The sequence below is a fragment of the Leptospira ellinghausenii genome, assembly GCF_003114815.1.
Classification (GTDB): domain Bacteria; phylum Spirochaetota; class Leptospiria; order Leptospirales; family Leptospiraceae; genus Leptospira_A; species Leptospira_A ellinghausenii.
This window is the reverse complement of sequence record NZ_BFAZ01000009.1, coordinates 696267-710937: the sequence shown is the minus strand read 5'-3', so window position 1 is coordinate 710937 and position 14671 is coordinate 696267. Positions and strand designations below refer to the sequence as shown.

Below are 14671 nucleotides of genomic sequence, written 5' to 3'. Positions count from 1 at the left end.
GATTCTCTTCATAAAACACCAAATTCAATGGTATATTTTGTTCCATTTTCAATATCGATTGTCAATTTTGCTCCTAATTGTTCAGCAAAAAGTTTGATAAGCTGTGTTCCATAGGAATTTGAAGTATCTAATACATTCACTCCACCCCTTCCTTCGTCTCCGACTAAAAATTTGCAACGAGAGTCAATTATATATCCTCTCACTAAGATATTTCCACCATTTGCATCAGAGTAGGCATGTTTGTATATATTTGATATTATTTCATTTATGATCAAACCCAGATTTACTATTTTATCGATTTGCAATTCAAATTTATCGACATCGAAATCTAAAATGTATACTTTTTCAGGAACTTCGTAGGAAGCCATGATATTCTTTATCAAGGAATGGAAGTATTCTTGGACGTCTAATTTATTTATACTCTTTAATTGAAGTAATTGTTCGTGCAACAAGGAGATAGAAAAAATTCGATTCTTAGTTTCTTGTATGAAATTGAGAATGTTGGAATCCATGGTATGCTGAGACTTTATATAAAGGAGACTTAAGATCATCTGAAGATTATTTTTGATTCTATGATGTATTTCTTTAAATAAGTTCTCTTTTTCATCTAAAAGTTTAATTAATTGTTCGTTTTGTTCTTTAAGTTCTTCGGTAGTTGCATTAAGTTCTTCAATTGTAGCTGCTAATTCTTCCTTTTTTTCTTGAATGCTCATTTCATATTGTCTTACATTAGATATATCTAGGACAATTGTGAAGATTTTTAGTTTGCCTTGATGTTCTATTAATTGAAGGTGAACTTCAACTGGATAGTAAGTTCCGTCCGCTCTTTTATTGAATGTTTCAAAAATTAATTTATCAATTTTTTTATGAAGCACTGGTTGTATCATTGCTTTGAAAGTTTTCTCTTCAAAATTCGGTTTGATATCAAATATTGTTTTTGTTTTAGCTTCTTCTAATTTATATTTTAAATTTTTTAAACCTGATTCATTTATATATTCTATTTTAAAGTTATTAGCATCAAAAATATATATTTCATTTATACTATTCTTTACGACACTTTGTAATTTCTCATGTTCTGCTTCTAAATTTTTGAAATCAGTTATATCCTGAGATGTTAAAATGAATGTGTCTATTTTACCATTTTCATTAATAATAGGTTTATACGAATTTAGAAAGTATGCATTTTGTGACCTGACTTCATGTACGATTGAGTTACCTGCAAACACATGAGAAATGTGATTTTTGATTGAAATGTAAACTTCTGGCTGTAATACGTCAAAAATACTCTTGTTGATGAATGTTTTCGGATCGATTCCGAATTTTTTGAAGCCACTGCCATTCGTGTATATAAAACGAAGATCTTTATCAATCAAACTTATGGAACCGTTGGGATAATTCTCTCCGACCAGTTCTAATAGAAGAGTAGCATCTGTCCCTATTTGAGTAATGTCGGTTGAAAGATTACTTTGAGAACCTGATTCCATATTAGCGATTTCCTATTTTAAAATATTAGTAAAACATAAATGAGTATAACGAAAATTGTGATGTAAGTGTCCATTTGTAAACTAAAAACTTTACGGAAGTTAGTTTTTGGAAAAATCATATAGATTGAGTTAGCTTTGAAATTTATACTCTTTTCAATTTTTTCTGAGACATAATTTAATTTTATGGATTTACTAAAAATTTTAGAATGAGAAAGACTTAAAGGTTCTAATTTTGATTTCTAGGATTGGATATTAGATACTTATATCTAGATAATTCAGAGATGGAAGAGCCTAAATATAAGTTTGTTAGATTTAAGAAAGAAATGGAGTAAGTTTTAAAGAATATAAATTTGATGTTATATGAAGTATTTTTGTGAAAAAATTTTGTCTTAAAACCAGCTATATGTAAATTCTTAATCAAGTTATTCTTAATCCTCAAATCCAATTGGAATGGTCTCTTTTTTAAAAATCGAATTCATGATATATCTTCAATCATTCGAAATATTTTTAACTGAATGGTTAATTTTGTCTCAGAAGAGAAATTTATTTTTAATATGTTAAAGGACTGTAGTTGCATTGGAAAATATATTCATCTACAAGTAGTATGGCTCAATTATCTACCTTGTTAGATATGAATTAAAAATACACTTTTATATGTTCAAGATTTACTTGCTGTCATCATTAAGGTATTTTCTTTTATTTTGTTCTGTATAATATTTAAGGGGATGATGCTGCAGAGGAAGAGCCGTACGAGACAGCAACAAAGACGCCATCACCATAAGCAACAGTATACCAGTTTGCAATGTTTGGTAGAGTACGTTGTGTCCAGTTGATTCCATCATTTGATGTGATGGCAATGGAAGAATTATAAGCGATCGCAACAAAAACACTATTTCCAAATGTAACAGAATACCAATTCCTGTTGAGCGGAAGAGTACGTTGGGTCCAGGTTATACCGTCGGTGGAAGTTGCTGAAGTATTACTGCCATCAGCAACTATCACGAATATTCCATTCCCGAAAGAGATCGATTGCCAATTGGATGCACTTGGTAACGTCCTTTGTGTCCAATTGATTCCATCAGGCGAGGTGGCAGCGATAGAATCTCCAAATGTAATCGCAACAAAAACACCGTTGCCATAACTTACTGTCCACCATGTAGCAGCTACAGGAAGAGTTCTTAATGTCCAGTTAATCCCATCTGTAGACGAAGCTGCTCGCGTACTCGAAATGTCAATAGCAACAAAGACACCATTCCCAAATGTAACTGATTGCCAACCAGTTGTGGGGGCTGGTAACGTACGTTGTGTCCAAGTGATGCCATCTGTGGATGTAGCTGCAATCGTACTATTGCTACTTGCAACAGCTACAAATAATCCATTCCCAAATGTGACAGAAATCCACCAAGCTCCTACTGGCATTGTTCGTTGCGTCCAGTTGATGCCGTCGGTAGAAGTAGCTGCCATTGTGTTCCCAACTCCATCAGCAATTGCAACAAACACTCCATTACCGTGAGCAACAGATACCCAATTTCCGGAAGGGATGGTTCGCGAAGTCCATAAACTTCCATCAGAAGCAATACGCGGGTTTAGAGACGATAGATTCGTTCCACAATGTGAAGATTTGTCTCTAAAAATTATTTTTGTGAGAAGCGTACTAATGTAAGCTTCTCCATTTGGATCACATACATTTTCCATTTGGATGTTTTGGCAGGAAAACAATAGCCAAAAATTGAGTAGGAATAGAAGTGATAAGGTGTATTCACTTCTTTTTCTCACAACAAATGCTAAAGATAGAATGGAATGTATGATTTTCAAACTTATTTCCTCAAACCATAATATTGTTTTATTTACATAGGAAAAGTCTTGTCAATAAATTATAGAATATTAAATTAAATTAAAATTTTTCATTGTTAGTTTTCCTATTTAGGAAAATGCCGAAAGAATTAAGAAAATTAGTTACTTTTTTTAATCTTACAACAAATAGATTAGAATTTACTAGAATTCAACTGACTTTCTCATCAGAGAGTTTCTTTAATTTACAGTTAGCTTTTGTTTTGTGGTAATGAACTGGAATGCATTTTCAGATAGAGTTTTACCGTTGATGGTAGCAGTCCAAGCCCCATGGCCAGCACCTACCAGTGGATTAAACTCATAGGATGCCCCAGAAGATATGTATGCATCTCTTAGTGCTTCTGCTTGAGTAAAGGGAACATCTGCATCAGCTGTGCCATGCACTATACTCACTGGAGGATCGCTAACATCAAACCTAGATTGACCGGTAATGGCTTGGAGGTATGTCATATGATTGATCCCACCCCAATGGTCGATGATGGTATGGATTTTAGAACCTGCTGAAAGGTTTGTCGTTGAAAGAGTGGAATCAGTTAAAGTTAAAGTCTCATCTCGAAAATCATTTGCATTGGTGATCCCTAACATATTGGCTAAAAAAGAGCCAGCAGAACCACCTAATGCAGTCACATAATTAGTGTTAATTTCATAAGCTGAAGCATTGGCATAAAGCCAACGAACAGCAGCCTTTGCATCACGAGCAGCTGGATACATGGCATAACTTTGTTGTTTTTCTGTGGGTGTAAGGGATGAGTTTAACACATACGTTCCCCAGGCAGTAGAAAGTGTTCCGTAAGCAGATACCAATCGATAGTTGATAGAAATACATACCCAGCCACGACTGGCAAAATAATTGGCAATCTCAACGATGTTTGTATCTTCTTTCGATCCTGTTGTGAACCCTCCACCATGGATGAGGACCATAGCAGGTCGGTTTGTTGGCGCGTTCTCGGGTAGATATAAATCTAAACCTAAATTGACAACACTGGTTGTGTTTGTCCCCCAATTCGAATGGCTTAGTGCTTGTGCATACACAAATGTCGATTTGGAAACAGTATAAGTTGAATTTTGTTTTACAGTCGGTGGGACGTTTGTTTGGCTAAGTTGAACGAGGAGTAGAGTGGAGAGTAACATATTATTGTCTGCATCCGATTTTCCTGTGATTTCATTTGGGAGGGCTGAACAAGACAAGGTAAAACCAAGAGTGCTCAAAACCAATGTTAATGGAATTTGAAAACGAAAACAATTGGGAAGATGTAAAAGTTGATTCCTTTGTTTCATACTTACTACGACAGTTGGTATCCTAAATTCGAACGAATTTAAATGGTGTTCAGTAATTTTTTTATCAGGAATTCTCCTGAAATACAGATTCCGTTTTTTCAATGTGACAAAAGAATTTCCGTCAATTGTTGGGAAAAAATTATTTCCAAGTTGTTAAATCAGAGAATAATGATATGAAAAGTTAGATGTGTCCATGGATCCAGTGACTTTATTTTTTTTTAGAAAAAAGGTCAAGGTCCAGAACAAGTACTATTGCAAGTGTCACCGTTGTTCACATTACCATCGTCACATGCTTCACCAGCAGCTGCATTGCGAATGCCGTCACCACACACTGGAGCTGTACAATCCGAGTCACAAGCAACTGCATTAACACCTGACGAGTCACAGGCTTCAAAAATGCTTTGTCTTGTGCCATCACCACAGAAACCAACACGTTTGCAGGTTGTTGAACACCCGTTTCCGTTATCAATCGTATTGCCATCATCGCATGCTTCTGATGCATATGTCTGAGTGATATTGTTACCGCAAAGACCGGCAGTAGCTGTTTGGATGCTCGAAGCTGGTCCTTCTTGCCCACCACGGACTGCAGTAAGGAAATATGACCTTGAAGTTGCATCCACTTGACCTGTATGCACATATGGTGATGTCACACCAGTAATTTTTGAACCTGTTTGAGATGTGAAACTTTCTGAAGTAGAATGATAAAGGTTATACGATTCTGCACCTGCGATTGTATCCCAAGAAAGTACAATTTGGAGATTGCCACCTGTAGCTGTTAATGTAGGTGCGACAGTCCCTGCTGTAGCTGATATGGCAGCTAGAAGTGCGAAAATTTCGTTATTGTTCGTTCCTTCTTTTTTTGAAATGGAGCATGCCGTAATGATACATGAAATTATGACACCACCAATTCCAATTTTATAAAATAAGCTTTTTTTTATGTTCATATTTTTCCCCAATCTTACCTTGAATCCATATATTAAATTTAATTAACAGTTTGTTAGGTGTTTATCTCGGATTAGTATCTGTCAAATGAATTTTTACATTTAATCCTCATTTAACAAAAGTTTTCAGGATGCCTACAATTTAACTGTATCTGCACCAACAGGGATTTGGACAGGGATCAAAAATAATCCATCTTGGGATTGGCAAACAGATACCTTTCATACATGTACTTCCTGGTAGGATAGTGTTTCCGCTAACTGTGGCAACGACGGAGTGTCAATTTTTCTAGATTCAGCAATTAATTGACTTTATTTTGTTTGGTTCAGTTTGACTACTTTGTATTCTTGATGAAACCGAAAGAACCAAATATTTGGATACAAAATTCACTAGGATTCATACTAGGGAAATTTATTCACCGCCTGCACATTCTAATTTGCATATTTGTATGTATGGGAATTTTTTTCCAATGTAAACCGACTGAGCTAAATTCTGTCTGTGATTCGAGTTCAAAATCATTTAAAGATTCGATTCTACTACTTCTCACATCGAGTGAAAGGTTCCAATTCTGTGGTGGCACAGTATTCCAAAAAAGAGTGAGGACCCCTCGTTTTTTACTCGTATCGAATGTTGGGACTACCTCTGCAACAAGCAGCATCAGTGTCTTTCGCATCGATTCGAATACTGGCCAAATTTCTGCAGTCAATGGATCACCCTTTCAATTAACAGACCGTCCTCGATTTACAATTACCAATTCATCTGGAACAATTGTTTATGTTGCCAATGTTGGTAATACTTCGGTGTCTACATTGAGTTTGAATCCAGAGAATGGCACATTATCGAGCAAATCGACTGATTTGGTTTTACCATCTACTCCCTATTCATTAGTGATGGATCCTTCCGAAAAATACTTGTTTGCGAGTTCCGAAACCACCCAACAAATTCATAGAATGGCAATTGATTCTTCTGGAAATATATCAATCATATCACCTGCGACATCAACTTCAAATCCAACCGCTGGAGCAGTCGGTAGACTAGCATTTGATGCAACAGGGAAACATTTGTACGTTGGACTGACAGGCGCAGCGGCAAACGTATCCGGAATCCAAGGATTTAATTTGGATCCACTCAGCGGGACATTAACTTCAGTAGGAGTTTACTCAACCAATGAGAATAATATTTCCGTTGCAGTATCACCCAATGGTCAATTTGTGTATGGAGCCAATTACTTTTCACAAGATGTTTTTCCATTTGTTAGGAACCAAACAAATGGCACTTTATCGATCCAAACAGCGGTTTCTGCTGGATCAGCACCTGCTTATGCTATTGTAGATCCACTGAATCGATTTTTATATGTTGCAAATAGTGGCATTGGTCAAGGTACCATTTCTGCTTACAAAATTGACCAAGTAAATGGAACATTAACGTCTATTAGTGGGTCTCCATTTAATTCTGGATTTAGCCCAATTGGGATCAGTATAGACCAAAGTGGAAAGTATTTGTATACTTCTAATACTCAAGATGGGAATGTATCAGGGTATACGATTTCGGAAACAGGAGCATTATCTCCGATAGTTGGATTTCCTGTTTCAGCAGGAACCAATACATTTTCCGTCGAGATTGTATCATATTAATAGTTATAATAGACTTTTAATTTCCATGTTTTCCATAAATGCCATATAGATAAATTTATCCAATTTGCGTAGCATTCAATTCAGAACCATTTGTAAATTTAAATTGAACTAGTCGTTGGATAGGGGTATTTCCGAAACAATCACTAACTTTTAGCAAACATATCAAAATTTGTCTTTCTGTAAATTCGTCACTATATACATCATTTGTATTTTCTAACTGGGAAGGTTTACAGTTAAAGATATAAGAAAAGATCAATACAATTACTAACGAATACCTTCTCTTTGCAGAACCAATCCTCTTATTCTTAGGTTGATACTAAATATCTTTCATTGATAAAACGTAGAAGAGATTTAGTGAATTGCTATCATAATATGATGAAATGAGCTTAAAATATAGATTTGGGAGTTCATTTTAAACGCAAAACCTAATCACCAAAAATTTAAATTCTGTTCTTTGGATTGATAAATCACGTGATCGAAGAATCAAACGGATTTGCTTATTGGGTCACAACTATCTTAGAAGGCCAAATGGATGTTAGTGTATTTTATATCAATAATGTTATGTTTATGATTGTACTACTCCTCCTTACTTTTTTTGCTTCCAAAAAGAAGAATTCGATTTCTACATTCTTGTTATTTTTATGGGTATCTGGACAACAGTTTTGGAATTTTGTATTTCATATCTACACTCAGTTTCAGTTTAACGCGTATTCGCCTGGTTACTTCACCGCTATTTTTTTATATTTTCCAATATACATGTACTTAACTTACCTTGCGCTCAGAGACCATCATATCGAATGGAAACAATTGATCCTATGTTTTGTGTTCGGATCTTTTGGAATGGTGTTTACCATTTGGTCAGGTTTATATCATTTTGGTTCAGTTCCATGGAGTAAATGGATTTAAAGAAATAATGAAACATGACTTGGTTTTCCTTTTTAGGACTATCAATTTAATGTAGACATAGTAGTTTCCCACATTTGCGGAGAACCACTATTTCGAAACTGTTTCGTTCATGTGAAAATGAAAACATGAAGCGAACCATTTTCCTTGTAATCAGTTTTCTACTTCTGACAATTCAATGTGCCAATGTACAAACTAGGTCAGAAGATCGATTTTATAATTTGTATTACCAAGTTGCAATTGGAAATACAGAAAGAGTCAGACAATTAATTGTACAAGGTTACGACTTAAACACTCCTGAAGATACGTTTGAAAGACTAACTCCTCTTATGATCGCATCAAAAGAAGGTCATACGGAAATTGTATCACTCTTGGTTTCCATGAAAGTTGACTTAGATGCAAAAACGAGAAACGGACATACTGCCTTAATGATGGCAGCTTATAATCGTTATCCGAAAATTGTGAAAATATTACTAGATGCTGGAGCCAATCCAAATTTAGTCACAAATGAAGGTCACACTGCGTTATCGGAAATTCTCCTTTCCGAAAGGGAAGAGATCGTTAAGTTATTGAAGGAGAAAGGTGCGAAATGAAGTCCCTCATTTTCACACCTAAACTATTCATTTCTCTAATCTTCTTATTATTGACTGTCCAATGTTCTAATACGTTTTCCAATCATTCAATCGATAGTTGTAGGAAAAAATGTGTTACAGACCAATCACTTTGTTATCTGATTACTTTGCAAAGTTCTCCTACAAATACAAACCAATTGAATCTCACCTGTCCGGTCTTATATATGGGATGTTACTCCAGTTGTGATTCGAAAAAAAATTCTGTCTTTTCTTCCAATTCATCTTCTCGGTCAGGCAGTCGCTCGGGAGGTGGTGGTCATTCTTCTTCTGGAGGAGGTGGGCATTCTTCATCGGGCAGTGGTGGAGGGAGTAGTGGTGGTTCCAGTGGAGGAGGTCACGGAGGAGGAGGCCATTGAATACGTTAATCTGCACCCCAAGCCCATTCAATCGTAACACCCATTTTGTTTTTTCGGAATGATATTGTATTTGGAATTTCATCCAAAGAATATTCGGCTGATGTTTCTTTTACATAACTAAGATCTTTAATTTTAAAATCAGGTGATGAAAAAATGGAATAAAAAAATACGAATGCTGTTTCGAGTTTCCAATTCGGTAAAAATAAGATAGCTTTTCCCCAACCATACTCATTTTCACTTTGTTCAACATTCAGAGTAACACCTAATTCCGATTTGTATGATTCGAAATTTTGTGAGTAGTTGGTTTGGTCTTCTTTGATTCGTTTTTTATCAGAGGAAATTTTTTTGAGAGTAAAGATCCGAACAAGATAAGGAGTGATATCATAACCAGTTCTAAATTCGTCATTTCGAATTGGTTGTTAAGGGCTAAGCAGTGGGCTGAAAGCATACCCTTCCTTTCCTTTGTTTTCTACTTTCACCCATGTTCCTTCCAGAAGGATTTGTCTTGGTTTGTTAGTTTCAGGTGTGATCGCATCTAAGAATTTGATTTTCGATGGGACTAACTCCTGATTTTGATTTAAAATTTTGACACTACTTTTGTTCGGAAGTTTTGATACCACTTGGGATTTTTCTGAAGGACTTGATCTTAAATTCAATCCGCGAGGGCTTGTTACATACCAAATTTCACCTGGCAATGGAATTGTTTTGATACTCTCATTCTCCTTTGTTTGAGAGAGAAGGTGATAGGGATCTAATGTAGTTAGAAGAGAGAGTAAAATAAGTTTGAGAAAAATGTTTTTTATCTGCATACCAAAAACCAAACTGATTAAAATCGAGTTATCGTCCTTTCCTTCCGTTGATTTCCATGACCGAGTAATTTTTCATCTAGATTCTACTTCTTGCAGATTCCTTAATAACAATTTGTTGAAGTTCTCTGGTGATTCTAATTGTGGAATGTGACCAACTCCTTGGATGATATGCAAACGAGAGTTGTTGAGTATAGATTTGATTTTTTCAGCATCTGCTATCGGTGTCACGGTGTCCAAATCCCCCCAAAGTAAATCAATGGGCATTGTTAGATTTTTTCCATATTGTTTTGTATCTTTGGCTAAGAGATCATCAGAGTGGAAAATAAATTCACCTAACCAATCCCCTAAAAAAGAAGTGGTTCCCTTGATTCGCATTGGCATTTGAATTACCTTTACCTTTTCTTCGGTGATACAATCGGATGAATGTACAAATTGGCTGAATAATATCTTGGTTAAATGAGGGTTTGTTGCTGTTACTTCCAGGAGTCTATTTCGTAAGAGAGAAAAATTCCAAAATGTTTCTAACAGATTTGGTTCGGAAGGCGTTGTATTTCTTTCTTCTAGGTTAACGGCGATATCTACCAATTGTAATGAAAGGATCCGTTTCGGGATTAGGAGTGCGGTATGTAGAGTCGCACCACCTCCAAATGAGTGTCCAAGTAAATGTACGTTTTGTAATCCTAAGGCATCGATAACTGAAACTATACGTTTTCCTTGTTGGATTGATTTTAATTCTGTAGGTTTAGGTCTCTCAGAAAAACCAAAAGGAGGTAAATCAATTGCTATCGCATAATATCCATTTTGTGATAAAGCAATCATTGTCTCTCTCCAAAGTTCACTCCATGAACCCATTCCATGGATCAAAACAACTGCTGGATTTTTTGGATCTCCCATCTCCTGGATGTATATGTTTACATCATTACTTTGGATCCATCTTCCAGTTTTAGGTGCAATTTCTTCAGGCGAAAATGTTTCTCGATACAATCGTAAACTGGTATAAAAGGCAAAAACTGAGAAAATAACCAGTGCAACAAACAAAATAAAATACTTAATGAGTTTCATATAATCCTAATGTAACTGGTTTTTTAAAAATCGTAAATATGTTCGATTTCTATGTTTTTTTCTCTTAAAATTTCCAACATGGTTTTTAAGTTTTGAACTTTTGATACAAGTGCATAACGATTTTCACCGGGCCTTGTCAGGATGTCTTGTCGGAATACCCTTTTTGCATCAGGAATTGTTGGTAAACTTTCATCTTTTTTTAATAGGATGGTCACTAAGGTCGCCGAAGTATTCCCAGCTATCTCTTGTAATTCGACAGTTTTTCCAATAAGGATCGATTCCAAAGTAGGATGGAAATCTGCATACCTAGGGATCAAATACACGGAATGAAATGGATCGTTTCCACTTAGTAATTTTACTTTATCATTGGTGGGGATACTCTCATCCAATACAATGGCAGTTCCTAAGATGGGATCTTCATAAGTTGCTTTTGTTGCTTTTTTAATCAAAAAACCATAAGCTGCTTTTACAAAAATATCAGTGGTCAGATAATAACGTCTTTCCCATTTTCGGATCATATGATCGCCAAACAATGGAACTTCTGTCCAAAGTAATTTGAGTTCTTGGAAAAAATTATATTCATACCAAGGGGTTTGTAAGATAAAATCTACATAAGATTGGGTGAATTTTGCGTTAAATTGGTCCTCTTCAGTGAGTGCCTGGTCTTCGCTTATTGAGGTAATACGTCCAATCATCTTTTCATAGATCTGCTTGGCTCCATACTCAACTGTTGTACTGACAGTCAACACAACAATCATTAGATGGTATCCATAGTTAAATTCATATGAATCTATTATTTGATCCGAAACAATCATATATGATTTCCATAATTGTAAAACATGTTCCCAATAAGGAAAGGTGCTAGACGTATTCGATCTAAAATACATTGCCTGTTCTTTGGGACTATGTACCAAAAACCACTCTGGAAAAGTTAAGAATGTTTGGTCACCGGGACGTATATGTTCTTTGGGAGTGAATGTTTTTGTCTCATTTGCCATCCATTCACTTGGGACTTTTTCAGTGTATTCAGTACTGGATTGTTTACTTGTCCATATACTAATACTAAGGGAAAAGGAAATTAGAGTTGTGAAGATCAATCGGCTCATTTTGATACCTTTGTAAAAATCATAAGAATGTTATCAGATGGGTCATCCTTTTGAAGGAGTCTTTCTGGTCCTGCTTGGAGATTGAATTTTTTTAGAATCTCTACCCATTCCTCAATCGAACGGAATTTTTTAAATTCAGCAGATTCATATTGCCAAGTTTCTTTTAACCCTGCATTAAAAACTGTATGGATAATGGAAACAAATTCAAACATTTCTGGATCTTTTACATCATGATCTCTTAATATGAATTTACCTCCAACACGGAGAACACGATTGATTGATTGGATAAACGCATCTAATTTATGTAAATGAATATGGTGTAAACCAATGAGACATGTAACAAGGTCTAGGCTCTCAGATGGTATTTCATTGCTAATGGGATCATAATCATTGAGTGGAAAAAAAGTTCCAATTTTTTTGATCCCTCCTCTTTCGAGTATATCAACAGGATTGTTTTTTGGTGGAACTGAATTTACAAGATAAATGTTTTGATTCAATTTTAGCTTATTTTGTAAGCTCGAAATGTACCTTCCTGTGGTTCCAATTTCCAAATACCCGTTAATGGTTGTATTGGTTCCGAGAAGCTCCAAAATCTGAAGAGACAATTCTCTTTTTTGTTTGAAGAGTGCAGGTAATGCATATGTTAAATCAGCATGGAATGGTTTTACTGAATTTAATCTTTGTACAATTTGTGAATAAATTTCCTCATCGGTTTTATACTGTTTGGTGGTATCGTAAATCAATTGGAAGAATTTTTCTTCTGGATAAAGATTAAAGATCACTTGCAAAAATCGATAAAGTGCATCACTCCATTTAACATTCGCAAAAATGCGGTGAAATACCGAATCAGGCAAATCTGGTTTTGGATTTTCTCTATAATAAGTATCCCAGAAAATATTTTTAAATCGAAACTTAGGATCTAACTTTTCTTTTAGGGCAAAAATTTCTTTGTACTTCGGATACGCTTTCTGAAACATTTCTCTGGATGCATGGGTTTGGTACGGTAAATAATATGTACCTCCAAATTCAATACTTGCGTCCATTAGCTCTCGAGTCCAAACTGCCACTTTTAGTTTATCAGTTTCGTTTACTTTTTGTTTGTAATACAATACAAAGGCAAAACTCTCTTTAGGTGCCCAAGACAAATACGTTTCCTCATCTGCTTTTGCATGACGAACGGATATATTCACCATGTTGACTTTGTGTCGTTTTAAGATGTCACACAATCGATCTGAGAACCCATTGAATTTATCAATGGGTACAAAGTATTCTTGTAATACATATGTTGATTTTTCGCGCGCAGATGGTTCTAATTCTAAAACATCGTAACCTGCTTCATAATTTCTCCAGTGCACTTTTTTGGCAAAAAATAGAAGTGGATCCACGATGTACTCTCGCCTCCATTTCCCAAATGGAGATTCTGTAAAATCCCAGAAAAAATAACGATGGATTGGGTAGGAAGATTGCAAAGGCATAAATCTAGATTTCACAGTAGGTTTGTCTAATGTAAATTCCCAACTAACGGCTCTGATGTTTTGGTATTGAGGGGGGTAAATGTCTGCATTGTGAAAAATTACTTTTTTATCTTCGCGAATGTTATATTTAAAAAACTGGAAGTATTGGTTCTTTTTCATTTTTTTGCTGACTTGTTTGACTTTGACATTGTCATCCAAATCAAATTCTACTGTTGCAATGATACCAACGGAATTGTAACCACCAATCATCCCAGCAAATACATCTGAGTTTTCTTCTCTGTTTGCTTTTATCAAACTTCCATCTGCAAGGATCACTTCAATGGATCGAACTGATAAAACAACGGGTCCGAGTCCCATATATCGTCCATGGCAATTGACACTCAATGCACCTCCTACGGTGAAGTTTGCATATGTTTGCATGATTTTGACAGATAAATCATCTTTATCGATATAATGTTGGATGTCACACCAACGTATTCCCGCTTGGACTTTAATCCACTTTTCAGATGGATTGTAATCAATGACTTGATTGAGTTTTCGCATATCAATATGCACTGAACCTGGACTTGCCGTTTGGCCACCCATACTAAATCGACCACCACCAACTGAGATGGGAGCATTGGATGATTTAACAAATTGGATCAATTCATCCAATGATACGGGGCGAAAAACGGAAGAAACAATTACAGGATTTAATCGGGTCACATCATTGATGATGACCTCAGATGATTTTAAGTGAGGGATACTTGTACCATCATCGTTTTTATAATAATCAATTTCTGAGCCAGGAACGGAACCATACTTGTTGTTTTGAGGGTCTCCTTTTTTGAAGGCCAAAAAGTAGATCACAACCAAAGGACCAACAATGGGTATCAGTGTGAGTAAAATTGTATTTCCAGACTTTCCAATATCATGAAATCGTTTTGCGGAAACGGCAAGAATCCCCCAAAGCATCAGTGGGTAGATGATCCAGGTACTCGTATCTCCCAAACAATAATCCAAAGTTTGGTAAAATACATAAAAATTGGACCACATAAACAATGAGGCAATCCAATACACTTTTCTATCAATTCGGCCCTTATAATTTAAGAGTAGGTAGGTGACTGGTAGAAGTTGTTTGATTTTCAAAAAATCTCTCCTGG

General features: G+C 35.5%; 12 protein-coding genes. 4 read left to right on the top strand and 8 right to left on the bottom strand.

Going from position 1 to position 14671, the window contains the following annotated elements:
• Window positions 1-8: 8 nt before the first annotated feature.
• The 4 genes from DI076_RS11800 to DI076_RS11785 form a co-directional block, all read right to left on the bottom strand.
• Window positions 9-1484, bottom strand: coding sequence for a PAS domain-containing sensor histidine kinase (locus tag DI076_RS11800; protein ID WP_108960040.1), 1476 nt, complete (start codon window positions 1482-1484; stop codon window positions 9-11).
• Between the two features lie 717 nt (window positions 1485-2201).
• Window positions 2202-3299, bottom strand: coding sequence for a DUF6242 domain-containing protein (locus tag DI076_RS11795; RefSeq protein WP_108960039.1), 1098 nt, complete (start codon window positions 3297-3299; stop codon window positions 2202-2204).
• 216 nt (window positions 3300-3515) lie between these two features.
• Window positions 3516-4613: an alpha/beta hydrolase gene (locus DI076_RS11790; protein WP_245918401.1), complete on the bottom strand. Its 1098-nt coding sequence runs from the start codon at window positions 4611-4613 to the stop codon at window positions 3516-3518.
• Between the two features lie 230 nt (window positions 4614-4843).
• Entirely contained in the window at window positions 4844-5557 is a 714-nt protein-coding gene (locus DI076_RS11785) for a DUF4215 domain-containing protein (RefSeq protein ID WP_108960038.1), read from the bottom strand.
• A 447-nt stretch (window positions 5558-6004) separates the two neighbouring features.
• Here DI076_RS11785 and DI076_RS11780 point away from each other — a divergent pair, with 447 nt between their 5' ends.
• From DI076_RS11780 to DI076_RS11765, 4 genes are all read left to right on the top strand, one after another.
• Window positions 6005-7186, top strand: a complete 1182-nt coding sequence (locus tag DI076_RS11780; RefSeq protein ID WP_245918400.1) for a lactonase family protein — start codon at window positions 6005-6007, stop codon at window positions 7184-7186.
• A gap of 459 nt (window positions 7187-7645) precedes the next feature.
• Window positions 7646-8092 carry an HXXEE domain-containing protein gene (locus DI076_RS11775; protein WP_282432604.1) on the top strand — a complete coding sequence of 149 codons (447 nt, stop codon included), beginning with the start codon at window positions 7646-7648 and terminating at the stop codon, window positions 8090-8092.
• A gap of 125 nt (window positions 8093-8217) precedes the next feature.
• A complete protein-coding gene (locus DI076_RS11770) occupies window positions 8218-8682 on the top strand; it encodes an ankyrin repeat domain-containing protein (RefSeq protein WP_108960036.1) in 465 nt (154 codons plus the stop codon).
• Window positions 8679-9077 carry a hypothetical protein gene (locus DI076_RS11765; protein WP_108960035.1) on the top strand — a complete coding sequence of 133 codons (399 nt, stop codon included), beginning with the start codon at window positions 8679-8681 and terminating at the stop codon, window positions 9075-9077. The genes DI076_RS11770 and DI076_RS11765 overlap by 4 nt, the downstream gene beginning before the upstream one ends.
• Window positions 9078-9496: 419 nt before the next feature.
• On the opposite strand, the gene DI076_RS11760 is transcribed toward DI076_RS11765, so the two are convergent.
• The 4 genes from DI076_RS11760 to DI076_RS11745 form a co-directional block, all read right to left on the bottom strand.
• On the bottom strand, window positions 9497-9886 hold the full coding sequence (locus DI076_RS11760) for an SH3 domain-containing protein (protein WP_135358390.1): 390 nt from the start codon (window positions 9884-9886) through the stop codon (window positions 9497-9499).
• Window positions 9887-9958: 72 nt separating this feature from the next.
• Window positions 9959-10948: an alpha/beta fold hydrolase gene (locus DI076_RS11755; protein ID WP_108960033.1), complete on the bottom strand. Its 990-nt coding sequence runs from the start codon at window positions 10946-10948 to the stop codon at window positions 9959-9961.
• Window positions 10949-10971: 23 nt separating this feature from the next.
• Window positions 10972-12054 carry a hypothetical protein gene (locus DI076_RS11750; protein WP_108960032.1) on the bottom strand — a complete coding sequence of 361 codons (1083 nt, stop codon included), beginning with the start codon at window positions 12052-12054 and terminating at the stop codon, window positions 10972-10974.
• Window positions 12051-14657 carry an FAD-binding protein gene (locus DI076_RS11745; RefSeq protein WP_108960941.1) on the bottom strand — a complete coding sequence of 869 codons (2607 nt, stop codon included), beginning with the start codon at window positions 14655-14657 and terminating at the stop codon, window positions 12051-12053. Before DI076_RS11745 ends, DI076_RS11750 begins: the two co-directional genes overlap by 4 nt.
• Between the last annotated feature and the right edge of the window lie 14 nt (window positions 14658-14671).

Bases quoted from the DNA above. Each gene is read 5' to 3' on its own strand.
- DI076_RS11800 (WP_108960040.1), bottom strand. From the start codon at position 1,484: ATGGAATCAGGTTCTCAAAGTAATCTTTCAACCGACATTACTCAAATA.
- DI076_RS11790 (WP_245918401.1), bottom strand. From the start codon at position 4,613: ATGAAACAAAGGAATCAACTTTTACATCTTCCCAATTGTTTTCGTTTT.
- DI076_RS11785 (WP_108960038.1), bottom strand. From the start codon at position 5,557: ATGAACATAAAAAAAAGCTTATTTTATAAAATTGGAATTGGTGGTGTC.
- DI076_RS11780 (WP_245918400.1), top strand. From the start codon at position 6,005: ATGGGAATTTTTTTCCAATGTAAACCGACTGAGCTAAATTCTGTCTGT.
- DI076_RS11770 (WP_108960036.1), top strand. From the start codon at position 8,218: ATGAAGCGAACCATTTTCCTTGTAATCAGTTTTCTACTTCTGACAATT.
- DI076_RS11765 (WP_108960035.1), top strand. From the start codon at position 8,679: ATGAAGTCCCTCATTTTCACACCTAAACTATTCATTTCTCTAATCTTC.
- DI076_RS11760 (WP_135358390.1), bottom strand. From the start codon at position 9,886: ATGCAGATAAAAAACATTTTTCTCAAACTTATTTTACTCTCTCTTCTA.
- DI076_RS11755 (WP_108960033.1), bottom strand. From the start codon at position 10,948: ATGAAACTCATTAAGTATTTTATTTTGTTTGTTGCACTGGTTATTTTC.
- DI076_RS11750 (WP_108960032.1), bottom strand. From the start codon at position 12,054: ATGAGCCGATTGATCTTCACAACTCTAATTTCCTTTTCCCTTAGTATT.